Below are 23,697 nucleotides of genomic sequence, written 5' to 3'. Positions count from 1 at the left end.
ATCGTCTGGGCTATATTACGGGGCAATTTCATTGCCCCTTTTTTTATTTCCTTCGGCAATGATTGTTGATTGTAATAATAAAGTTAAACACGGGTAAATATAATAATATTGATCTGGGCTTTACTGTTACTTTTTATGGTTAATACTCCATATTAATTAACTGATAAAGAGGTGGCCGAACGAAAAAATTCAACTCTTTTCATAACTTTTAAAATTTATTTTTATACGGATAATCAAATACTTACTCCGCATTTGCTGTAAATCCATACACATTGCGGGCCTATAAGCCAGGCGAGATATGATCTATATCAATTTCTCTTCTATAATGCTTTGTTAGTATCTCGTCGCCGACTTAATAAAGAGAGAGTTAGTGTGAAAGCTGACAACCCTTTTGATCTTTTACTCCCTGCTGCGATGGCCAAAGTTGCCGAAGAAGCAGGTGTCTATAAAGCAACGAAACACCCGATGAAGACGTTCTATCTGGCGATCACGGCTGGTGTGTTCATCTCTATCGCTTTCGTCTTCTACATCACCGCCACCACCGGTACTGCCGGAATGCCTTTCGGCATGGCCAAACTGATTGGCGGCATTTGTTTCTCACTGGGTCTGATTCTTTGCGTCATTTGCGGCGCCGACCTCTTCACCTCAACGGTGCTGATTGTCGTGGCAAAGGCGAGCGGAAGAATTACCTGGGGTCAGCTGGCACGTAACTGGCTTAATGTTTACGTGGGTAACCTGGTTGGTTGTCTGCTCTTTGTTTTGTTGATGTGGCTTTCTGGCGAGTACATGACCGCCAACGGTGGCTGGGGCCTTAACGTCCTGCAAACCGCCGACCACAAAATGCACCACACATTTATCGAAGCCGTTGCTCTCGGCATCCTCGCTAACCTGATGGTCTGCCTGGCTGTATGGATGAGCTACTCGGGTCGTAGCCTGATGGACAAAGCCTTAATTATGGTTCTGCCGGTTGCGATGTTTGTTGCCAGCGGCTTTGAGCACAGTATCGCCAATATGTTCATGATCCCAATGGGCATTGTTATCCGCGACTTTGCGAGCCCGGAGTTCTGGACCGCAGTTGGTTCATCCCCGGAAAGTTTCTCACACCTGACTATTATGAATTTCATTACTGATAACCTGATCCCTGTCACTATCGGGAACATTATCGGTGGGGGTCTGTTAGTTGGGTTGACATACTGGGTCATTTACCTGCGTGGCGACGATCATCATTGATGGTTTTCTCAGGCAGTAAATAAAAAATCCACTTAAGAAGGTAGGTGTTACATGTCCGAGCTTAATGAAAAGTTAGCCACAGCCTGGGAAGGTTTTGCGAAAGGTGACTGGCAGAATGAAGTAAACGTACGTGACTTCATTCAGAAAAACTATACCCCGTATGAAGGTGACGAATCCTTCCTGGCTGGCGCAACTGACGCGACCACCAAGCTGTGGGACAGCGTAATGGAAGGCGTTAAACTGGAAAACCGCACTCACGCGCCAGTTGATTTTGACACCTCCGTTGCTTCCACCATCACTTCTCACGATGCTGGCTATATCAACAAAGCCCTTGAGAAAATCGTTGGTCTGCAGACTGAAGCACCACTGAAACGCGCAATCATCCCGTTCGGTGGTATTAAAATGGTTGAAGGTTCATGCAAAGCGTATAACCGCGAGCTGGACCCAATGCTGAAAAAAATCTTCACCGAATACCGCAAAACCCACAACCAGGGCGTATTCGATGTTTACACCAAAGACATTCTGAACTGCCGTAAATCTGGCGTTCTGACTGGTCTGCCAGATGCATATGGCCGTGGCCGTATCATCGGTGACTACCGTCGCGTTGCGCTGTACGGTATCGACTTCCTGATGAAAGACAAGTACGCGCAGTTTGTTTCCCTGCAGTCCGATCTGGAAAACGGCGTAAACCTGGAAGCGACTATCCGTCTGCGTGAAGAAATCGCTGAACAGCACCGCGCGCTGGGTCAGATCAAAGAGATGGCTGCTAAATACGGCTGCGATATCTCTGGTCCTGCTACCAACGCTCAGGAAGCTATCCAGTGGACCTACTTCGGCTACCTGGCCGCAGTTAAATCTCAGAACGGCGCAGCAATGTCCTTCGGTCGCGTATCCACCTTCCTGGATGCCTATATCGAACGTGACCTGAAAGCAGGCAAAATCACCGAGCAAGACGCTCAGGAAATGATTGACCACCTGGTCATGAAACTGCGTATGGTTCGCTTCCTGCGTACCCCTGAATACGATGAGCTGTTCTCCGGTGACCCAATCTGGGCAACTGAATCCATCGGCGGTATGGGCGTTGACGGCCGTACTCTGGTGACCAAAAACAGCTTCCGCTTCCTGAATACCCTGTACACCATGGGTCCTTCTCCGGAGCCGAACATCACCGTTCTGTGGTCTGAAAAACTGCCTCTGAACTTCAAGAAATTCGCCGCTAAAGTGTCCATCGACACCTCTTCTCTGCAGTACGAGAACGATGACCTGATGCGTCCGGACTTCAACAACGACGATTACGCTATCGCTTGCTGCGTAAGCCCAATGGTTGTTGGTAAGCAAATGCAGTTCTTCGGTGCGCGTGCAAACCTGGCGAAAACCATGCTGTACGCAATCAACGGCGGCGTTGATGAAAAACTGAAAATGCAGGTTGGTCCTAAGTCTGAGCCGATCAAAGGTGATGTGCTGAACTATGACGAAGTCATGGAACGCATGGACCACTTCATGGACTGGCTGGCGAAACAGTACGTCACTGCGCTGAACGTTATCCACTACATGCACGACAAGTACAGCTACGAAGCCTCTCTGATGGCGCTGCACGACCGTGACGTTATCCGCACCATGGCGTGTGGTATCGCAGGTCTGTCCGTTGCTGCTGACTCCCTGTCTGCAATCAAATATGCGAAAGTTAAACCAATTCGTGACGAAGACGGTCTGGCTATCGACTTCGAAATCGAAGGCGAATATCCGCAGTTTGGTAACAACGATTCTCGCGTTGATGACATGGCGGTTGACCTGGTAGAACGTTTCATGAAGAAAATTCAGAAACTGACTACCTACCGTAACGCTATCCCGACTCAGTCTGTTCTGACCATCACCTCTAACGTTGTGTATGGTAAGAAAACCGGTAACACCCCAGACGGTCGTCGTGCTGGCGCGCCATTCGGCCCAGGTGCAAACCCAATGCACGGTCGTGACCAGAAAGGTGCGGTTGCCTCTCTGACTTCTGTCGCTAAACTGCCGTTTGCTTACGCGAAAGATGGTATCTCCTACACCTTCTCTATCGTGCCAAATGCGCTGGGTAAAGACGACGAAGTGCGTAAAACTAACCTCGCGGGTCTGATGGATGGTTACTTCCACCACGAAGCGTCCATCGAAGGTGGTCAGCACCTGAACGTGAACGTCATGAACCGTGAAATGCTGCTCGACGCGATGGAACATCCTGAGAAATATCCTCAGCTGACCATCCGTGTATCTGGCTACGCAGTACGTTTTAACTCCCTGACTAAAGAACAGCAGCAGGACGTTATCACCCGTACTTTCACTCAGTCCATGTAAGTGGAATTGACTGAAATCACGCGTTAACAAGCGTACAATAAAGGCTCCACGTCAGTGGGGCCTTTTTAGCACCCTCTCCACCTCAGTCTCTTTTGTCCGCTATCTATACTGAATGGATAACAGCCAAAACAGACTTAACACAGCCGGCTTTGAGCTGTGCATACACAGGCCCCGGACGGGCCGATGATGGAGATATCACCGCAATGTCAACTATTGGTCGTATTCACTCCTTTGAATCCTGTGGCACCGTCGATGGCCCGGGTATCCGCTTTATCACCTTTTTCCAGGGCTGCCTGATGCGCTGCCTGTACTGCCATAACCGCGACACCTGGGACACGCACGGCGGTAAAGAAGTCACCGTCGACGATCTGATGAAAGAGGTGGTGACCTATCGCCACTTTATGAACGCCTCCGGCGGCGGTGTGACCGCGTCCGGCGGTGAAGCCATTCTTCAGGCTGAGTTTGTCCGCGACTGGTTCCGCGCCTGCCATAAAGAAGGCATTCATACCTGCCTCGACACCAACGGCTTTGTACGTCGCTACGATCCGGTGATTGATGAACTGCTCGACGTGACCGATCTGGTGATGCTCGATCTCAAACAGATGAATGATGAGATCCACCAGAATCTGGTGGGCGTCTCCAACCACCGCACGTTGGAGTTTGCCAAATACATTGCCGACAAGGGCATCAAAACCTGGATCCGCTACGTGGTTGTTCCTGGCTGGTCAGATGACGACGACTCCGCGCACCGCCTGGGAGAATTTACCCGCGACATGGGCAACGTCGAGAAAATCGAGCTTCTGCCCTATCACGAGCTGGGTAAACATAAATGGGTGGCCATGGGTGAAGAGTACAAGCTTGATGGCGTGAAGCCGCCGAAAAAAGAGACGATGGAACGCGTCAAAGGTATTCTTGAACAGTACGGTCACAAAGTGATGTATTAAAGAAAAGGCCCGGTGAGAACCGGGCCTTTTTTATTCTATTTAAAGACGCCGTTAATAACGGAAGTCACAATCGCAGTACTCAGCGCAATTAAGACCAGGTCGTCACCCACTACGCGCCATTCGTAGCCGGGATAGGAAGGAAGCTGGTCCAGCATTGAGGCCGGAACGGCCTTCTTCGCAATACCCGGAGGCAGTGGTTTACCGCGCGCCAGGTTTTTTGCGATCCCCGGGGGCAGTGACTTATAGCCCGTTAAGCCGTAATTCACGGCAAGATGACGGACATGATCGAAGCTCACGCGAGCATCAACGTCATTACCGACATCTTTGCTGTTTTTGAAGTTCTTATCCGATTTTCCAGGGTTATCCTGTCCGCTATTTTGCTTATTACCATGGTTACCGGAGTTACCAGAATTCCCGTTACCATGATTGCCGCCATTACCTTGTCCGCCACCGTTTCCGTGACCACCGCCGTTCCCGTTGCCAGGATTAGCCATGACCGGAGCCGTTGCAAACGTTAAAGACAACACTACGGCAAGTGCGGTAGTGGAAAAACGACGTATAGACATGATTGTTGCCTTTTAGTGGTAGAACTCATTTGAATTATCGCCAGGGGGGAAAAACAAACAATACGTAAAAGTCTTATATGTGACAGGGACAAAAAAGCCTGTCGATGACAGGCTTTTATTTAATCAGGCGTGTGCCACAGGCGTTGGATGTTCGCCCGCTTTACGCAGCAGCATTAAGAGATAAATAAACGACACGCTGGCGATCATGATAAACAGTAAATTGTCGGAATAATTTTGCATCAGCATCGCGGTAAACGTCGGCCCTAATAAGCTGCCGATGGTATAGCTCAGTAAAAGCGCCTGGTTCATTGCCACGAGCTGGTGATGCTCAACTTTCTCACAGGCCCACGCCATCGCGACCGGATAAAGCGTAAAACCTGCCGCTCCAAGAATAAACAGCGCGGGTGCCATCGCGGCATTGCTGAGCATGGCGAGGCATCCCATGATCACCACGAAGACCTGAACGCGCAGCACCAGCAGACGGCCAAAGCGATCAGCCAGACGGCCAATTGGCCATTGTCCAACAATACCCGCACTCACCATCACCGCCATCCAGAAGCCAATTCCGGAGTCGCTGACGCCCTGATGGTTCAGATAAAGCGGCATCAGGCCATAGAGCGAGCCGAGGACAATCCCCGAGATAATGCAGCCGTTAACGCCCAGACGGGCCTGACGCAGTCTCAGCATGGGCCAGACGTGGGTTGCTTCCTGGTGTTCACTGTTCTGGTTCACAATGCGGGTAAAGAGCAGCGGCAGGATTGCGGCCAGCACCATGCCCGTTACCCACGGCAGAACGCTCATCAGGTCGGTTGGCAGCTTGCTCACCATCAGTTGTCCCAGCACGGTGCCGACATAGTAAACCATCATGTAGGCAGCCAGCAGGCGTCCGCGGTTGCGGGAGGTGCCGCTGCACATCAGCGCACTTTCAACGACCACCCAAATCATCGCGCAGCCAACACCGGCGATAAAGCGCCATGCCATCCAGCTCCAGAAGCCGACCATCAGGCCCAGCCCCGCACATCCGGCGGCGAAAATCAGCGAGGCCAGATAATAGCTGCGGTTAAAGCCAAAGCGCTTAATCAGGCTCCCGGTCACCAGGGTTCCAAGAAGGTTGCCGGTAAAAAAGGACGAGCTGACCATACCCACCTGCCAGGTCGGTAAGTTTTCATGGGCGAGCCACAGCGGGACGAGCGTATTTAACACTGCGATCGCCAGGGTCAACAAAAGCAGGCCACAGAGCAACAGCAGCACTGGCCGGGTATAGGTGGTCATGGATTAAAAACCGTGAGGAAGTTCAGATTTCGTGCGCATCATGCCACTGGCAAAAACAAAGTCAATCCACTGATTTAGCCGCCTCGCACAATATGTTCTCTGTCGATTTAAAAAACTTATCCTGCTAATGCCACGCCTGCTATAGATATTAATTATGTCTCTGTTTTCATTTATTAATGGGGGAAATTAAAACAAAACGACAGTCGAAAAATTTCATGATCGAAAAAAGAAAAAGCCGGGCACTCTGGCCCGGCTTGATATAACCAAATGAAACGTTAACTGACGACAGCCATACCAACGGTCATATGCAACCCGTAGAACACGCCGCGACCAATCAGTTCACCCGCCAGTACCAGCACAAAAGCCAGTGACAGCAGCGGCAGCGCCGGCTGATATCCTTTGAGCTGAGGGGCAATCCAGAATACCAGCGCGGCGACCAGCAGAACGATACGCCAGGCCATCAGCGCACCGTAGTCCGGCACCAGGGCAGAGGCCTGCTGAATAGAGCTGTGAATGGTTGCCAGTTCAGAACCCTGCATCAGGGCGACTATAGCACTCACTACCAGCGCCAGCAGCGAATCAGCGGGCAGCAGACGCATTGCCCATCCGTCGACACCCGCCACGCGCAGCAGCAGGTAGCCCAGCAGCGGCCCGCCGATAAACATCGTCAGGAAGAAGCTCATTGGCGTCCAGACGCTGTACCAGGTGGGGACGGTATCGATGGTGTTATAGACACGCACCATCATCCACACGAACACTACGCCCAGCACCATGGTCACAATCAGCCACAGGCTGCGCAGACCCGCAGGCAACTTCTTCATAGCGGCCAGCAGCCAGCCTAGCCCACCGACGGCAAAGAAAATTGCGCCACTGGCAATCTCGTTACTCAGTGATGAGGCCCCCACGCGGTTCAGGGAGTTAAACGCGCGCATCGGCGAACCCAGGTGCAGCGTAGAGGCGATAAAGCCGATCCCCATCAGCACCCACAGGCCAAACATACTCAACACCAGGCGCTGCTGCTGTTCAGCATTGAGACGACCTTTCAACAACGCCAGCGCGAGCACAATGAAGCCGCCCGCTACGCACTGACCAAAGACCGTGAAGATCATCAGCGGCCATTCATGCCATCCACTTCCCATCTCACACCTCCTTCGGATTTGCCAGGTAGCCGGTGGTGTCACCTGTAGGACGGCTGTTGGCGTTAGGTTTAATCACAATACTCGGCTTCGTGAAGTGCGCAGACGGCAGCGGTGCCACGGCGGCAAGCTGACCGTGTTTTTGACGCAGCTCTTCAATAGGACCGAAGTCCAGCGCGCGCAGCGGACAGGACTCGACGCAGATTGGCTTTTTGCCATCCGCTACGCGGGTGTGGCAGCCGTCGCATTTGGTCATGTGGCCTTTAGCGGCGTTGTACTGCGGCGCGCCGTACGGACAGGCCATATGGCAGTAGCGACAGCCAATGCAGACATCTTCATCCACCACCACAAAACCGTCTTCTCGCTTGTGCATCGCCCCGCTCGGGCAGACTTTTGTACAAGCGGGATCTTCACAGTGGTTACAGGCAATTGACAGGTAATACGCAAAGACGTTCTGATGCCAGACGCCGTTATCTTCCTGCCAGTCGCCCCCGGCGTATTCGTAGATGCGACGGAAGCTCACGTCCGGCGTCAGGTCTTTGTAATCTTTGCAGGCCAGCTCGCAGGTTTTGCACCCGGTACAACGGCTGGAATCAATAAAAAATCCATACTGAGTTGTCATCGGTTACTCCTTAAACCTTTTCAACCTGGACAAGGTTAGTGTGGGATGGGTTACCCTTCGCCAGCGGCGACGGACGCTGTGTGGTCAGTACGTTAATACTGCCTGCCTGGTCGATGCGGTTGGCATCCGGGCTGTACCAGGCCCCTTCCCCTAACGCCACCACGCCGGGCATCATGCGCGGGGTGACTTTGGCTTCAATATGCACCTCGCCGCGACCGTTGAAGATGCGCACGCGATCGCCATTGCTGATGCCGCGCGCTTTCGCGTCCATCGGGTTGATCCACATCTCCTGGCGGCAGGCGGCTTTCAGCACGTCGACGTTACCGTAGGTGGAGTGAACACGCGCTTTATAGTGGAAGCCGGTCAGCTGCAGCGGGAATTTCGCCGTCAGCGGATCGTTATAGTTTTCAAAGCCCGGCGTGTAGATCGGCAGCGGATCGATAACATCCCCTTCCGGCAGCTCCCAGGTGGAGGCAATTTTTGCCAGCGCTTCGGAATAGATTTCGATTTTGCCCGACGGCGTGGTCAGCGGGTTCGCCTGCGGATCTTCACGGAACGCTTTGTACGCCACGTGGTGTCCTTCCGGATCGCGCTGTTTGTACATCCCCTGCTTGCGGAAGGTATCAAAGTCAGGGAGGTCAGGAATTGCCTTACGGGAGAGTTCATGCAGATGGCGCATCCACCCTTCCTGAGTACGCCCCTCGGTGAACTGCTGCTCAACGCCTAGACGTTTCGCCAGTTCAGAGGTCATCTCATAAATGGTTTTGCACTCGAAGCGCGGTTTAATCGCCTGGTCGGTAAAGATCACGTAGGACATGTTGCCGCAGGAGGCGTCCAGCGCGAAATCCATCTGCTCAGAGGCGGTGCAGTCCGGCAGCAGGATATCGGCATATTTTGCCGAGGAGGTCATGTGGCAGTCGATCACCACAATCATCTCGCACTTCTTGTCGTCCTGCAGGATTTCATGGGTGCGGTTGATTTCAGAGTGCTGGTTGATGAGACAGTTGCCGGCGTAGTTCCAGATCATCTTGATCGGCACGTCCAGCTTGTCCTTACCGCGCACGCCGTCGCGCAGGGCGGTCATTTCCGGGCCACGTTCAATCGCATCGGTCCACATAAACATGGAGATGCTGGTCTGAACCGGGTTATCCAGCGTTGGCATACGTTCAAACGGCACTTCATATGAGCCTTCACGCGCGCCGGTGTTACCGCCGTGAATACCGACGTTGCCGGTCAGAATGGAGAGCATGGAAATGGCTCGGGTCGCAATTTCACCGTTCGCATGACGCTGCGGACCCCAGCCCTGGCTAATGTAAGCTGGTTTGGCTGAGCCAATCTCACGCGCCAGCTGAACGATACGCTCTGCCGGGATGCCGGTGATGGTGGACGCCCACTCCGGCGTTTTTGCCACGCCGTCGCTACCCTGACCGAGAATGTAAGCTTTGTAATGTCCGTTTGCCGGTGCGCTGGCTGGCAGGGTTTTCTCGTCATAGCCGACGCAGTATTTATCCAGGAAAGGCTGATCGACGAGGTTCTCGGTGATCATCACCCACGCCAGCGCGGAGACCAGGGCCGCATCGGTACCCGGACGTATTGGGATCCACTCGTCTTCACGTCCGGCACCGGTGTCGGTATAGCGCGGATCGATGATGATCATGCGGGCATTGGATTTGGCGCGAGCCTGTTCGAGGTAGTAGGTTACTCCACCACCGCTCATGCGGGTTTCACCCGGGTTGTTACCGAACAGCACGACCAGCTTGCTGTTTTCGATATCTGACGGGCTGTTGCCGTCCGCCCAGCCGCCGTAGGTGTAGTTCAGTCCCGCTGCGATCTGCGCCGAGGAGTAGTCGCCATAGTGATTGAGATAACCGCCGCAGCAGTTCATCAGGCGCGCCACCAGCGTTTTCCCCGGCGGCCAGGAACGGGTCAGCGTGCCGCCGAGCGTCCCGGTACCGTAGTTCAGGTAGATGGATTCGTTGCCGTACTCTTTAATAAGGCGCTGCATATTGGTGGCGATGATATCGTAGGCTTCATCCCAGCTAATCCGCTCGAACTTCCCTTCCCCACGCTTACCGACACGCTTCATCGGATATTTCAGGCGGTCCGGATTATAGACGCGGCGACGCATGGAGCGACCACGCAAACACGCACGAACCTGATGTAACCCTTCGTAGTTATCGTGCCCGGTATTGTCGGTTTCGACATATTTAATTTCGCCATCCACCACATGCATACGCAGCGGACAACGGCTACCGCAGTTAACGGTACAGGCACTCCACACCACTTTTTCCGGCGAAGTGGCCGGAGACAGAGCATCTGCCGCCGACGCCAGTCGGGTAAAAGGGAGCGTGAAGGCACTACTGGCTACGGCCAGGCCGCCTATTGCCGTGGTTTTCATCAACCCACGGCGAGTGACCTCGGCAGCCATTAATGCTTCAGGCGCGTTGATTTTCATAGAGACTCACTTTGGTTGCTCACAAAGAAAAGAGAGGCGGCGCAAACCGCTATGTAGTTTTATATATAACGAATATTATCGTTATCAGCTTTTTATGCTGACTTTCATTCGAAGGAGTATTACTACTTTAGAGGGAGAGGTTATTGCGTCGTATCAAACCAAAGGCATAAAAAAAGCGCCCTGAGGCGCTTTTTTGTTTTAAGACAAATTATTAGCCGATGTACTGCTGGCCTTTCATGTATGGACGCAGCACTTCAGGGATCTCGATACGACCGTCTGCCTGCTGATAGTTTTCCAGCACGGCAACCAGGGTACGGCCCACAGCCAGGCCAGAACCGTTCAGGGTATGCACCAGACGGGTTTTCTTATCAGATTTGCTGCGGCAACGTGCCTGCATGCGGCGCGCCTGGAAATCCCAGACGTTAGAGCAGGAGGAGATCTCACGGTAGGTGTTCTGCGCAGGTACCCACACTTCCAGATCGAAGGTTTTGCAGGCACCAAAGCCCATATCACCGGTGCACAGCGCCATACGACGGTATGGCAGACCTAGCAGCTCCAGCACTTTCTCCGCGTGGCCGGTCATCTCTTCCAGCGCGTCCATGGATTCTTCAGGACGGACGATCTGCACCATCTCAACTTTGTCGAACTGGTGCATGCGGATCAGACCGCGCGTGTCGCGACCGTAAGATCCTGCTTCAGAACGGAAGCACGGAGAGTGCGCCGTCAGTTTGATTGGCAGGTCGTCTTCGTCGATGATCTCATCACGCACGAGGTTAGTCAGCGGCACTTCCGCGGTTGGGATCAGCGCGTAGTTGCTGCTGTCTGCTTCCTCGTCCAGCGGACGGGTATGGAACAGGTCGCCGGCAAATTTCGGCAGCTGGCCCGTACCGTACAGCGTATCGTGGTTGACCAGATACGGCACATAGGTTTCGCTGTAGCCATGCTGCTCGGTGTGCAGATCCAGCATGAACTGCGCCAGCGCGCGGTGCAGATGGGCAATCTGGCCTTTCATCACCACGAAGCGAGAGCCGGTCAGCTTAACCGCTGCCGCAAAATCCAGGCCCGCGTGCATTTCGCCCAGCGTCACGTGGTCGCGCACCTCGAAGTCAAACTCACGAGGCGTACCCCAGCGTTTCACTTCAACGTTGTCGTTTTCATCTTTGCCGACAGGCACGCTGTCGTCAGGAATATTCGGGATAGCCAGGGCAATATCACGAATTTCGGCCTGAAGAACATCCAGTTCAGCTTTCGCCTGATCCAGTTCTTCACCCAGCTTGTTCACTTCCAGGCGTAATGGCTCAATATCTTCCCCGCGCGCTTTCGCCTGGCCGATGGATTTCGATCGAGAGTTACGCTCTGCCTGCAGATTTTCAGTTTGTACCTGCAGTACTTTACGACGCTCTTCAAGAGCGCGCAGCTTATCTACATCCAGCTTAAAGCCCCGGCGTGCCAGTTTTTCAGCGACTGCGTCTGGCTCATTACGCAGCAGATTGGGATCGAGCATGCTTATCCTGTGCTTATCGAATTAAAATAGGAAATGTGACCACAGCCTGCGGTCACAAGGATACAATTGCCAACATTACCGCAACGATTGAACTAACGGTAGCGTTTTATAGGGCTATTTTGATCCTGTCCGGCGAGCCAGGTGAGCTTTTCACCAATCTTTCCTTCAAGACCTCTGTTTGTGGGGTGATAATAGCGCGTTTGTGCCATCTCCTGCGGGAAATATTCCTCCCCGGCAGCGTAGGCATTGGGTTCATCATGAGCGTAGCGGTATTCCTGCCCATACCCCATCTCTTTCATCAGTTTGGTCGGCGCATTACGCAGATGAACCGGTACATCGTAGTCCGGGCGTTCGCGTGCGTCAGACATCGCGGCCTTAAACGCGGTATAGACGGCATTGCTTTTCGGCGCACAGGCCAGATAGACAATCGCCTGCGCAATGGCACGCTCGCCCTCCGCAGGTCCAACCCGGGTGAAACAATCCCAGGCCGACAGCGCGACCTGCATGGCACGCGGGTCGGCGTTGCCGACATCTTCTGAGGCAATCGCCAGACAGCGGCGCGCGACGTATAGCGGATCGCCACCCGCAGTAATAATGCGCGCATACCAGTACAGCGCCGCATCCGGCGCGCTACCGCGCACGGACTTATGCAGCGCCGAAATCAAATCGTAAAAACGGTCACCTTTATTATCGAAACGCGCGCTGCGTTCCCCGGCAATTTCGGTGAGCAGTTCCGGTTTTAGCACCCGCTTGCCGGCATCGTCGACCTCGGCCATGTCGGCCATCATTTCCAGCGTGTTCAGCGCCCGACGCGCATCGCCGTTAACCAGCTCGGCAATCGCACGACGCGTCTCGTCAGGCAGAACGATATCCTGCCCGCCGTAGCCGCGCGATTTGTCGTCCATCGCCTGAGTGAGAACCTTTTCGATATCCTCAGTCGTCAGCGATTTGAGCAGATAAACGCGCGCACGGGAAAGCAGCGCCGAGTTCAGCTCAAACGACGGGTTTTCGGTAGTCGCCCCAATGAAGAAGATCGTGCCGTCTTCAATATGCGGCAGGAAGGCATCCTGCTGGCTCTTGTTGAAGCGATGGACTTCGTCGACAAAAAGAATGGTGCGGCGTCCGGCGTTGCGGTTCTGACGTGCACGCTCGATAGCCTCACGGATCTCCTTCACGCCGGACGTCACCGCTGAGATACGCTCAACGTCCGCGTTGGCATAACGGGCAATCACTTCTGCAAGCGTAGTCTTGCCGGTGCCTGGGGGGCCCCAGAGGATCATGGAGTGCAAATGCCCCGCCTCAATGGCGCGCGGCAAGGGCTTACCGGCAGCCAGCAGGTGCTGCTGACCGATGTACTGCGCTAAATTTTCTGGCCGCATACGGGCGGCCAGAGGTTGAAACGCGTTATCTGAAAAATCGAGCGACAGATTGCCCACTCACGCCTCTTACTTATTGCGTTGGTCGTCCACCGTTACGCCCTTCGGCGGGGTAAAGGTGAACTTCGATGCATCAACGGCGCCGTTCTGCTGAGATTTGAGCTGATAGCTGCTGCGCTGATCGTCCTGCTCAACCGCGCCGAACTGATTAATGGTACCGTTGGTGCTGACATTGATGGTGAACTGCTTCAGGTTGCCGTTGCTGCCTTTCGGCGTCAGGACAAACTCGTCACCCGTCTGTTTAATATTGTACTGCTGCCAGTCGCTGGCCTGGTTACGGGCAATCAGCATAAATGGCGTATTGCTGGTGGCATCTTTCAGCCAGGTCGCAGTAGCCTGCTCAACGAACGGGTTGTAGAACCATAAGGTTTTACCGTCAGACACCAGGATGCTCTCATCCGGCTGGGTCATGTGCCAGTTAAACAGATTTGGCCGTTTTACCCACAAGTCCCCCTGACCTTCCTGCACCGCGTTGCCGCTGCCGTCCGTCACTTTCTGCGTGAAGCTGGCGTGGAAGCTGCTTACTTTATCCAGTCGGCTTTTAAGGTCGCTGGCTGCATCAGCCCAGACGCTGCTGGCGACAAAACTGGTGAGTAATGCACAGGCGATGGCGATTTTTTTCATTGTTATTCCTTAAAATACGTCTTCCCGATATGGGGTTTCCGACTTCTATTCTGGACCTGCCCGGAGGCAGGCGACAGAAGAAAATGCTTAATTTTGGCTGATTTACCCTTCTTTGCAATCGCGAAAGGTTAATCAAACGGTGGCGGAGCCAGCACCTCGCGGTTACCGTTATGCCCCTGCTCGCTCACAATGCCCTGCGCTTCCATCTGCTCGATAATGCGCGCAGCGCGGTTATAGCCGATGCGGAACTGACGCTGTACGCCGGAGATAGACGCTTTACGTTTTTCGGTAACGAAATTCACCGCCTGATCGAATAACGGATCCAGCTCTTCACCGCCGTCAAAGCCACCGCCGCCGCCTTCGCTTTCCGTATCGCTGGTGATGCCATCGACGTATTGCGGACGACCGCGCGCTTTCCAGTCCTGCACGACCGCGTGCACTTCCTGGTCGCGCACGAACGCGCCGTGAACACGCACCGGAGAGGTGGAGTTCGGCCCGGAATAGAGCATGTCACCCATTCCCAGCAGCGACTCTGCACCGCCCTGGTCAAGAATGGTACGGGAGTCAATTTTACTTGATACGGTAAAGGCGATACGCGTCGGGATGTTCGCTTTAATCAGACCGGTGATAACGTCTACGGAAGGACGCTGGGTCGCCAGCACAAGGTGAATACCGGCCGCACGCGCTTTCTGCGCCAGACGGGCAATCAGCTCTTCCACTTTCTTACCGACGGTCATCATCAGGTCAGCGAATTCGTCGACCAGCACCACGATATAAGGCAGTTTTTCCAGCACCGGATGCTGGGCATCCATGCTGTCACCCGGCTTCCAGTACGGATCCGGAATCGGACGGCCCATGCGCGCCGCTTCGGCGATTTTCTCGTTATAGCCGGCCAGGTTACGCACGCCCAGCGCAGACATCAGCTTGTAGCGGCGTTCCATCTCATTCACGCTCCAGCGCAGGGCGTTGGCGGCGTCTTTCATGTCGGTGACCACTTCAGTCAGCAGATGTGGAATACCTTCATAGACCGACAATTCGAGCATTTTCGGGTCGATCATGATGAAACGCACATCTTCCGGCTGCGCTTTATAGAGCATGCTGAGGATCATGGCGTTCACACCGACGGACTTGCCGGAACCGGTGGTACCCGCGACCAGCAGGTGAGGCATTTTTGCGAGGTCTGCCACCACCGGATCGCCAGCGATATCTTTACCCAGCACCACGGTCAGTGGAGATGGGTTATCACGGAACTTGGTGTTATCCAGCACTTCACGCAGGTAGACGGTCTGACGTTTCTTGTTCGGCAGCTCAAGACCAACGTACGGTTTGCCCGGTATCACTTCCACCACGCGCACCGCCACGGTTGACAGCGAACGCGCCAGGTCGCGGGACAGGTTGGAAATACGCGCGGCTTTTACGCCCGGCGCCAGGTTCAGTTCAAAACGGGTGATCACCGGACCCGGCGAGTAGTTCACGACGTCCGCCTTGATACGGAAGTCAGCCAGACGGGCTTCAACCAGACGGGCCATCTGCTCCAGCGCAAATGTATCAACCGGCTCGACTTCAGCTGGCGGCGGCGTCAGCAGGTCCAGCGACGGCAGCGGCGTGCTTGGACGCTGCAGCGGACGGCTGTCACCGTTACGCATCAGCAGCGGGTGAATCAGGCTCTCCTGCGGCTGTGGCGCAGGCTGCTGGAACTGCTGTTGCTGCGGCTGCTGTGGTTGCACATACGGCTGTTGAACAGGTTGCTGTGCGTAGGTAGATGGTGTCTGCTGGCGCACAGGCTCAGCTTCCGGCATCACGCTCGGGGTAAATAAAGGCTCGCTTGGGCCATCATCCACCAGATCTTTCATCGGCGAGAATTCAAAGTCCGACAGTGAGAACGGATTTGCCCCTGCCGGCTGTTCACCGGAGTAACGCTGCTGCTGCGTTGCCGCAAACTGGCGCGCTAATTCGGCTTCTGCCGCATCATCGTCGTCTTCTAGCGCAGGTTCGTCGTGCTGATAGTCTTGACCGTAGCGCTGATTTTGTTGCGCAGCGAACTGGCGGGCCAGCTCGTCCTGCTGCATTTCATCAGCATCATCGTCGTACTCAGACTCGCGCGCTTTTTCTTCAGCCATGCGCTGGGAAGGCAGCTTGATGCCATAAGAAGCAAGCTCACGGCGGGTTGGCACGCGGACGCGGTTAGGACGAGGCAGTTGCGGACCAATCCCCTCTTTCACCTGAGGACGCGGTGCGCCCCCTGTTGCCAGGCTAAAGACCGGTGCCGCTGCTGCTGCGGCCGCAGTAGCCTGCTTAACGCCTTCCGCTACGGGTGCTACAGCAGGCGTCGGGTCGACCGGCGGAACAGAAGGCGCCTTCGTAACCGGCTCCTGCACCGGTTCAGGCACAGGCTGATACCAGGCGGCCAGCTGTTCGCGTTCACGCGCACGGCGCTCTTCGACTTCTTCGAAATAGTACAGCGGTGGACGCGCAGGCTTCACCTCTTCCACGATTTCAGGCTCAGGTTCAGGCTGCGGTGCAACGTAAGGCTGCACAGGTTCAACGGGTTCAGGCACGTACTCATGATAAGGCTGGGACACTGGCTGCTGATATTGCTGCGGTGCATACTCAGGCTGCGGCGGCTGATAAGGCTGCTGCCACTGTTCCTGCTGCACGGGGATGTAACTTTCAGGTTCAGGCGCAATAACGGGCTCCGGCGTATGAACACCCGGCGCAGTCTGCCAGTCAACCTGAGGTTGCTGAATAACGGATTCCGGCGGCGGGACCGGCGCGGATGGCATCACGGCGTCGACAGGCGCGGCATACGCCTGCGCAGCGGTCGTCGCGGCGGCGGCAGCCGCAACCGGCTCGGTAACCGAGTGGCCGTTCAACAGTGGATCGTATTCGTCGAAGTCACCCGGCGTGGCACGGCTACCGGAAAAAAGCACATCATCAGGATCGACGGCGGTACCTGCGGCACGGTACTCAACCTGCTCGTCTTCATCCATGCGTTTACCGGAGAAGAGCGCCGCATCGGTTTTACGGCCCAGCGGGTTGGCAAATTTCTCAGCAACACGCTGGCGACGCGCCAGCGCACCGCGCAGAATTCTGGCACGACGAGACTCGCGACGCTGCACAGGCGCGTCGTCTTCCTCTTCATCTTCGTATTCGTCTTCATCCACCCACGTATCGTCACGACGGGTACGGTTACTGGCGAAGGTCAGAATGGTGAGGATAAAGCTGCCAATTTTCTCGGCAATGCTCACCCAGGACCAGCCGGTAAACAGCGTCAGCCCGGCGGCCCAGATGCACAGCAGCGCCAGCGTGCCGCCGCTGCTGTGCAGCATCGGCTGAAGCGCGGAACTTAATAAACTGCCGATTACCCCGCCAGAGGCGAAGTACCAGATATCATCCGCATTGATCGCTGCCAGCCCGCAGGAAGTGAGAATCAGCGCCAGCGCGCCAATCAGGCGCAGCGAGACGGCGAAATAGTCGATGTAATCATCGTTCTGACGATGACGCCACGCAAACCAGCATCCGCCAATGATAATGACGGGAAGGGTGTAGGCCATCACACCGAAAATGAAAAACAGCGTGTCCGCAAGCCAGGCACCGGGGACACCGCCTAAATTATGGATAGGCTCATGCCATGCAGTTTGTGACCAGCTGGGATCAGAGGGGTTGAAACTGAGTAAGGCTGCCATCAGCCAGACGGCAAAAAGGGCAATAACAATCAGCAAAGCCTCGAGGAGACGACGTCCGCTGCTTAGCTTCGATAGTGTGACTTCTTTGTCTTCAGTGTATTCCTGGCTCAAGAAAGGCTCTCCAGGTATCAGGCATATCCTGCCTGTTTGCTAAAACGGACAACAGCGCCGGGACTCCCCGGCACTGTTGCTGTATGGATTAACAGGAGTGTAATCAAACTACGCTGATTTTGCACCTGTTCCGTGTTAGCGCGTCTTAATAACCAGACGATTGCTCTGTTTGACCTCTTCCATTACCACATAAGTACGGGTGTCGTTCACGCCCGGCAGACGCAACAGGGTTTCCCCCAGCAGCTTACGGTAGGCGGACATATCAGGCACACGGGTTTTCAACAGGTAGTCGAAATCACCGGACACCAGATGACACTCTTGAATTTCTTCAAGTTTTTGTACAGCGGCGTTAAATTGCTCAAACACATCCGGCGCACCACGATTCAGAGTAATCTCAACAAATACCAGAAGTGAGGCATCCAGATAATGCGGGTTCAGCAGAGCCGTATAGCCCTGAATAAAACCCTGTCTTTCCAGTCGGCGCACACGCTCAAGGCACGGCGTCGGGGAAAGTCCCACACGTTTTGAAAGCTCGACGTTGGAAATACGCCCATCCTTTTGCAATTCATTCAGAATGTTACGATCGATACGGTCGAGATCTTTGCCAGGGCGCTTCTTGCTATCTACCATTATTATTGTCTCTCTGTATTCCTTCCCTACTCCTGCCTGGACCCTGTGCACATCACTGTTCAGAGCCTGTACCCGTTAGTCATCACATCGCCTGGTTTTGTATTAGACGCGATGCGGATTCGGGTTCTGTTGGTAAGAAGACCGTTGCCCGAAGGCTGTCACCGACATCACGCATGGCGTCTGTCCACGCCATGCGTAGATTTCACTGACCCGGTAAAAATGGCATTTACGTGCATGCCTATGCGGCATACGGTTAACGCGGTTTTTTTTCTTCCTTGAATGTTTTCGCAAAAGCGCAGGGGATTGTCAAAGCAAAACATCGTTTTTTAGTGCAACATGCCGGATATTCATTACGACAGGGTATTAATCCTCATTTTATTGCCTTATAAACGACCGGTTTTCTTAAGAAAGCGTGATGTTATCGCGCGCGATTCATCGTCCACGGCTATTACACAGATTGATATCAAAATTGCTGCGCTCTTTTTTTACGGCAACAAATTCCCTACAATCCAGCCAAATGTCTGCCAACAACAATGGGGATCTCATGGGCACGGCCAAACACAGTAAGCTGCTAATCCTTGGTTCTGGACCTGCGGGATATACCGCGGCGGTCTACGCTGCACGCGCTAACCTGCACCCGGTACTCATCACCGGTATGGAAAAAGGCGGTCAGCTGACCACCACTACCGAAGTGGAAAACTGGCCAGGGGACCCGAACGACCTGACCGGGCCGCTGCTGATGGAGCGCATGCACGAGCATGCCGCTAAATTCGAAACCGAAATTCTGTTCGATCACATCAACAAGGTCGACCTGCAGAACCGTCCGTTCCGCCTGACGGGTGACAGCGGTGAATACACTTGTGACGCGCTGATCATCGCTACCGGCGCCTCTGCCCGTTATCTCGGTCTGCCATCCGAAGAAGCGTTTAAAGGCCGCGGGGTTTCTGCCTGCGCAACCTGCGACGGTTTCTTCTATCGCAACCAGAAAGTCGCGGTTATCGGCGGCGGCAACACCGCGGTGGAAGAAGCGCTTTATCTGGCCAACATTGCCTCTGAAGTGCACCTGATCCACCGTCGCGAGACCTTCCGCGCGGAGAAGATCCTGATCAAACGTCTGATGGATAAAGTGGCAAGCGGCAACATCGTGCTGCACACCAACCGCACCCTGGAAGAGGTGACGGGCGACCAGATGGGCGTTGCCGGTCTGCGTATCCGTGATACCCAGAACACCGATAACGTCGAAACGCTGGAAGTGGCGGGTCTGTTCGTGGCTATCGGCCACAGCCCGAACACCGCGATCTTCGAAGGCCAGCTGGAGCTGGAAAACGGCTACATCAAAGTGCAGTCCGGCATTCACGGTAATGCGACTCAAACCAGCATCCCGGGCGTATTCGCGGCCGGCGACGTAATGGACCACATTTACCGTCAGGCGATCACCTCTGCGGGCACCGGCTGTATGGCCGCGCTGGACGCTGAACGCTACCTCGATGGACTGGCTGAACAAGGTAAATAATCTTTACAAGTCAGTAACAAACGTAAATAAAGGCGGCGATAAGTCGCCTTTATTGTCTCCCCGTTGTAACATTGCGCTGCCCAACTTCTTATAACGTCACCTGCAAAGTACGCAATGGAAAAAACCCGTCAACAAGAGTTAACACGCTGGCTGAAACAGCAAAGCGTTCTTTCCCGCCGCTGGCTTACGATTTCCCGTATTTTGGGTTTCATCAGCGGTCTGTTGATTGTTGCCCAGGCATGGCTGCTGGCCCGCATTCTTAATCACATGATCATGGAGAACATTCCCCGCGAAGCGCTCCTGCTGCCCTTTATTGTCCTGATCCTGATTTTTATCCTGCGCGCCTGGGTGGTGTGGCTGCGTGAGCGCGTCGGTTTTCACGCCGGACAGCACATTCGCTACGAGATCCGCCGTCAGGTGCTCGACAGGCTTCAGGAAGCCGGGCCCGCGTGGATCCAGGGTAAACCGGCCGGTAGCTGGGCGACGCTGATCCTTGAGCAGATTGACGATATGCATGACTACTACGCGCGCTATCTGCCGCAGATGGCCCTTGCCGTCTTCGTTCCGCTGCTGATCGTGATCGCCATTTTCCCGGTGAACTGGATGGCAGCGCTGATTCTGCTGGGCACCGCCCCGCTGATCCCGCTGTTTATGGCGCTGGTCGGGATGGGGGCAGCGGATGCCAACCGCAGAAACTTCCTGGCTCTGGGTCGACTGAGCGGTCATTTCCTCGATCGCCTTCGCGGCATGGAGACGTTGCGCATTTTTGGCCGCGGTGAAGCGGAAACCGAAAATATTCGCCTGGCGTCGCAGGACTTCCGTCAGCGCACCATGGAAGTGTTACGCCTCGCCTTCCTGTCCTCCGGCGTACTGGAATTCTTTACCTCACTGTCGATTGCCCTCGTGGCGGTCTACTTCGGCTTCTCCTACCTCGGCGCGCTGGATTTCGGCCATTACGGCACGGCGGTGCCCCTTTCCGCCGGGTTCCTGGCGCTGATCCTGGCGCCGGAGTTTTTCCAGCCGCTTCGCGATCTGGGGACCTTCTATCACGCCAAAGCCCAGGCGGTTGGCGCCGCCGATAGCCTGAAAACGTTCCTGGAAACGCCGCTGGCCCACCCGGAGCGCGGTGATGTAACGCTGAATGCTAAAGACTCCGTGACCATTGAAGCGCAGGACTTTTCCATTCTGTCGCCCGAAGGCAAAGTGCTCGCCGGTCCGCTGAACTTTACCTTACCTGCCGGACAACGCGTGGTGCTTGTCGGCATCAGCGGTTCCGGGAAAAGTTCTCTGCTGAACGCGCTATCCGGTTTTATGGCCTATACGGGTTCACTGCGGATCAACAAAACCGAACTGCGCAACCTCGACCCCGACGCCTGGCGTAAACAGCTCAGCTGGGTAGGCCAAAACCCGCAGCTTCCCGCCGCTACGCTGCGCGAAAACGTGCTTCTGGCGCGCCCGGACGCGCGTGAAGATGAGCTGCAATCGGTTCTCGACCGCGCCTGGGTCAGCGAATTTCTGCCGCTGCTGCCGCAAGGGGTGGATACCGTAGTCGGCGACCAGTCCGCCGGGCTGTCGGTCGGGCAGGCGCAGCGTGTGGCCGTTGCCCGCGCGCTGCTTAACCCATGCCACCTAATGCTGCTGGACGAGCCGGCAGCCAGCCTTGACGCACACAGCGAGCAGCGCGTAATGGAAGCGCTTAACGCCGCCTCCCTGCAGCAAACCACCCTGATGGTCACCCACCAGCTGGAAGGGATTGCCGACTGGGACCAGATCTGGGTCATGGAAAACGGCCGTATTGTTGAGCAAGGCGATTACGCCTCTCTCGTTGCCGCCCAGGGGCCATTTGCGACCCTGCTGGCGAACCGTCAGGAGGATATCTGATGCGCGCTCTGCTGCCTTATCTTGCGCTCTATAAACGCCACAAATGGATGCTGACGCTGGGGATTGTGCTGGCGATTGTCACGCTGCTCGCCAGCATCGGCCTGCTCACGCTTTCCGGCTGGTTCCTGTCGGCCTCGGCCGTCGCGGGGTTCGCCGGATTATACAGCTTCAACTATATGCTTCCGGCTGCCGGGGTTCGCGGTACCGCCATCACCCGTACTGCCGGACGCTATTTCGAACGGCTGGTCAGCCACGACGCCACTTTCCGCGTGCTGCAGCACCTGCGTATCTATACCTTCAGCAAACTGCTGCCCCTCTCCCCTGCCGGGCTGGCGCGTTTTCGTCAGGGTGAATTGCTTAACCGCGTGGTGGCGGATGTCGACACGCTGGATCACCTTTACCTGCGGGTGATTTCCCCGATCGTGGGCGCGTTTGTGGTGATTGTGGTGGTCACGCTGGGGCTGTCTGTTCTGGATGTCCCCGTTGCGCTGACGCTGGGCGGGATCATGCTGCTGACGCTTATCGTTCTGCCGCCGCTGTTTTACCGCGCCGGGAAATCCACCGGGGAAAACCTGACGCGTCTGCGCGGGGACTACCGCCAGCAGCTGACCTCCTGGCTTCAGGGGCAGGCAGAGCTGACCATTTTTGGTGCCAGCAAGCGCTACCGCGCGCGGATGGAAAGTACGGAGCTGAACTGGCATGAGGCCCAGCGCCGTCAGTCGGAGCTGACGGCCTTCTCTCAGGCGCTGATGATGCTGATCGGCGGCGTGGCGGTAATAGCCATGCTGTGGCTGGCTTCCGGCGATATTGGGGGAAACGCACAGCCGGGTCCGCTTATTGCCCTTTTCGTTTTCTGTGCGCTGGCCGCGTTTGAAGCGCTGGCTCCGGTGACGGGTGCCTTCCAGCATCTGGGACAGGTCATCGCCTCTGCCCTGCGCATCACCCAGATTGCCGAGCAGGAGCCTGAAGTCACGTTCAGTGCCGGGCAGACCGTTGTCCCTGAGCAGGTTGCGCTGACGCTTGAAGATGTCACCTTCAGCTATGACAAACAGGCGCAGAACGCGCTGGACGGTATCACCCTTTCTGTGAATGCCGGCCAGCGGATTGCGATCCTCGGCCGTACCGGCTGCGGTAAATCGACGCTGCTGCAGCTGTTGACCCGCGCCTGGGACCCGCAGCGCGGTCAGATTTGTTTTAATAATACGTTGCTGACCGATTTCAGCGAGCAGGCCCTGCGCAAAACCGTCAGCGTCGTTCCGCAGCGGGTGCATCTGTTTAGCGCCACCCTGCGCGATAACCTGCTGCTGGCTGCGCCAGAGGCCTCTGATGATGCGCTTCGCGCCGTGCTGGAACAGGTCGGTCTGCATAAGCTGCTTGAGGGCGATGGACTGAACAGCTGGCTCGGTGAAGGCGGTCGTCAGCTTTCCGGCGGAGAGCTGCGCCGTCTGGCGATTGCGCGCGCGCTGCTGCACGATGCGCCGCTGATGCTGCTTGACGAACCTACCGAAGGGCTGGATGCCACGACCGAGAGCCAAATCCTTGATTTGCTGGCCAATGTCATGACCGGTAAAACCGTCCTGATGGTTACGCACCGCCTGCGCGGACTGGCGAGTTTTGATCGGATAATTGTGATGGACAACGGACACATTATTGAGCAAGGTAGTCACTCAGAGCTGTTGGCGAAACAGGGTCGCTACTTCCAGTTTAAACAGCGTCTGTAGACTATATTTGTAGCGTCCTCACTCGCGTACTG

General features: G+C 55.4%; 16 protein-coding genes. 6 read left to right on the top strand and 10 right to left on the bottom strand.

The features are described from left to right. Window positions 1–372: 372 nt before the first annotated feature. The 3 genes from focA (at window position 373) to pflA (ending at window position 4,508) form a co-directional block, all read left to right on the top strand. Window positions 373–1,230, top strand: coding sequence for a formate transporter FocA (focA, locus tag ACVCAM_RS01090; RefSeq protein ID WP_008499974.1), 858 nt, complete (start codon window positions 373–375; stop codon window positions 1,228–1,230). A gap of 51 nt (window positions 1,231–1,281) precedes the next feature. Next, a complete protein-coding gene (pflB, locus tag ACVCAM_RS01085; protein ID WP_008499975.1) occupies window positions 1,282–3,564 on the top strand; it encodes a formate C-acetyltransferase in 2,283 nt (760 codons plus the stop codon). Window positions 3,565–3,767: 203 nt separating this feature from the next. Further along, window positions 3,768–4,508: a pyruvate formate lyase 1-activating protein gene (gene pflA, locus ACVCAM_RS01080; RefSeq protein ID WP_025912934.1), complete on the top strand. Its 741-nt coding sequence runs from the start codon at window positions 3,768–3,770 to the stop codon at window positions 4,506–4,508. Between the two features lie 35 nt (window positions 4,509–4,543). Here the strand turns inward: pflA and ACVCAM_RS01075 are convergent, their stop codons facing one another. The 10 genes from ACVCAM_RS01075 to lrp form a co-directional block, all read right to left on the bottom strand. Then, window positions 4,544–5,074 (bottom strand): anti-virulence regulator CigR family protein, encoded by a 531-nt coding sequence (locus ACVCAM_RS01075; RefSeq protein WP_023292887.1) that lies wholly within the window; start codon window positions 5,072–5,074, stop codon window positions 4,544–4,546. Window positions 5,075–5,197: 123 nt separating this feature from the next. Continuing rightward, window positions 5,198–6,346 (bottom strand): MFS transporter, encoded by a 1,149-nt coding sequence (locus ACVCAM_RS01070; protein ID WP_008499979.1) that lies wholly within the window; start codon window positions 6,344–6,346, stop codon window positions 5,198–5,200. A 275-nt stretch (window positions 6,347–6,621) separates the two neighbouring features. After that, on the bottom strand, window positions 6,622–7,485 hold the full coding sequence (locus tag ACVCAM_RS01065; RefSeq protein WP_447093485.1) for a dimethyl sulfoxide reductase anchor subunit family protein: 864 nt from the start codon (window positions 7,483–7,485) through the stop codon (window positions 6,622–6,624). A 1-nt stretch (window position 7,486) separates the two neighbouring features. Then, window positions 7,487–8,104 (bottom strand): DMSO/selenate family reductase complex B subunit, encoded by a 618-nt coding sequence (locus ACVCAM_RS01060; protein WP_021240882.1) that lies wholly within the window; start codon window positions 8,102–8,104, stop codon window positions 7,487–7,489. A gap of 10 nt (window positions 8,105–8,114) precedes the next feature. After that, complete coding sequence (gene dmsA / locus ACVCAM_RS01055) at window positions 8,115–10,559, bottom strand: dimethylsulfoxide reductase subunit A (RefSeq protein ID WP_447093484.1); 2,445 nt, start codon at window positions 10,557–10,559, stop codon at window positions 8,115–8,117. Between the two features lie 211 nt (window positions 10,560–10,770). Then, window positions 10,771–12,063 (bottom strand): serine--tRNA ligase, encoded by a 1,293-nt coding sequence (serS, locus tag ACVCAM_RS01050; protein WP_008499983.1) that lies wholly within the window; start codon window positions 12,061–12,063, stop codon window positions 10,771–10,773. Window positions 12,064–12,155: 92 nt separating this feature from the next. Beyond that, on the bottom strand, window positions 12,156–13,499 hold the full coding sequence (rarA, locus tag ACVCAM_RS01045; protein WP_008499984.1) for a replication-associated recombination protein RarA: 1,344 nt from the start codon (window positions 13,497–13,499) through the stop codon (window positions 12,156–12,158). A 9-nt stretch (window positions 13,500–13,508) separates the two neighbouring features. Continuing rightward, window positions 13,509–14,123, bottom strand: a complete 615-nt coding sequence (gene lolA / locus ACVCAM_RS01040) for an outer membrane lipoprotein chaperone LolA (RefSeq protein WP_021240884.1) — start codon at window positions 14,121–14,123, stop codon at window positions 13,509–13,511. A 128-nt stretch (window positions 14,124–14,251) separates the two neighbouring features. Continuing rightward, window positions 14,252–17,920, bottom strand: a complete 3,669-nt coding sequence (locus ACVCAM_RS01035) for a DNA translocase FtsK 4TM domain-containing protein (RefSeq protein WP_025912930.1) — start codon at window positions 17,918–17,920, stop codon at window positions 14,252–14,254. A gap of 135 nt (window positions 17,921–18,055) precedes the next feature. Continuing rightward, a complete protein-coding gene (lrp, locus tag ACVCAM_RS01030; RefSeq protein ID WP_000228469.1) occupies window positions 18,056–18,550 on the bottom strand; it encodes a leucine-responsive transcriptional regulator Lrp in 495 nt (164 codons plus the stop codon). Between the two features lie 544 nt (window positions 18,551–19,094). Between lrp and trxB the strand changes: the two genes are divergently transcribed. From trxB to cydC, 3 genes are all read left to right on the top strand, one after another. Further along, entirely contained in the window at window positions 19,095–20,063 is a 969-nt protein-coding gene (trxB, locus tag ACVCAM_RS01025) for a thioredoxin-disulfide reductase (RefSeq protein WP_021240886.1), read from the top strand. A 114-nt stretch (window positions 20,064–20,177) separates the two neighbouring features. Next, entirely contained in the window at window positions 20,178–21,944 is a 1,767-nt protein-coding gene (gene cydD, locus ACVCAM_RS01020) for a heme ABC transporter permease/ATP-binding protein CydD (protein WP_407223204.1), read from the top strand. After that, on the top strand, window positions 21,944–23,665 hold the full coding sequence (cydC, locus tag ACVCAM_RS01015) for a heme ABC transporter ATP-binding protein/permease CydC (RefSeq protein ID WP_025912928.1): 1,722 nt from the start codon (window positions 21,944–21,946) through the stop codon (window positions 23,663–23,665). The genes cydD and cydC overlap by 1 nt, the downstream gene beginning before the upstream one ends. Window positions 23,666–23,697 lie beyond the last annotated feature (32 nt).

The organism is Enterobacter sp. CFEC122, assembly GCF_052983755.1.
Note: the sequence above shows the minus strand (reverse complement) of the source record. Positions and strands in the feature narration are given on the sequence as shown.

Excerpts from the sequence above, each read along its gene's own strand:
- cydC (WP_025912928.1), top strand. The coding sequence starts at position 21,944 with ATGCGCGCTCTGCTGCCTTATCTTGCGCTCTATAAACGCCACAAATGG.
- lolA (WP_021240884.1), bottom strand. The coding sequence starts at position 14,123 with ATGAAAAAAATCGCCATCGCCTGTGCATTACTCACCAGTTTTGTCGCC.
- cydD (WP_407223204.1), top strand. The coding sequence starts at position 20,178 with ATGGAAAAAACCCGTCAACAAGAGTTAACACGCTGGCTGAAACAGCAA.
- trxB (WP_021240886.1), top strand. The coding sequence starts at position 19,095 with ATGGGCACGGCCAAACACAGTAAGCTGCTAATCCTTGGTTCTGGACCT.
- lrp (WP_000228469.1), bottom strand. The coding sequence starts at position 18,550 with ATGGTAGATAGCAAGAAGCGCCCTGGCAAAGATCTCGACCGTATCGAT.
- serS (WP_008499983.1), bottom strand. The coding sequence starts at position 12,063 with ATGCTCGATCCCAATCTGCTGCGTAATGAGCCAGACGCAGTCGCTGAA.
- ACVCAM_RS01065 (WP_447093485.1), bottom strand. The coding sequence starts at position 7,485 with ATGGGAAGTGGATGGCATGAATGGCCGCTGATGATCTTCACGGTCTTT.
- pflB (WP_008499975.1), top strand. The coding sequence starts at position 1,282 with ATGTCCGAGCTTAATGAAAAGTTAGCCACAGCCTGGGAAGGTTTTGCG.
- dmsA (WP_447093484.1), bottom strand. The coding sequence starts at position 10,559 with ATGAAAATCAACGCGCCTGAAGCATTAATGGCTGCCGAGGTCACTCGC.
- ACVCAM_RS01075 (WP_023292887.1), bottom strand. The coding sequence starts at position 5,074 with ATGTCTATACGTCGTTTTTCCACTACCGCACTTGCCGTAGTGTTGTCT.
- pflA (WP_025912934.1), top strand. The coding sequence starts at position 3,768 with ATGTCAACTATTGGTCGTATTCACTCCTTTGAATCCTGTGGCACCGTC.
- ACVCAM_RS01060 (WP_021240882.1), bottom strand. The coding sequence starts at position 8,104 with ATGACAACTCAGTATGGATTTTTTATTGATTCCAGCCGTTGTACCGGG.
- ACVCAM_RS01070 (WP_008499979.1), bottom strand. The coding sequence starts at position 6,346 with ATGACCACCTATACCCGGCCAGTGCTGCTGTTGCTCTGTGGCCTGCTT.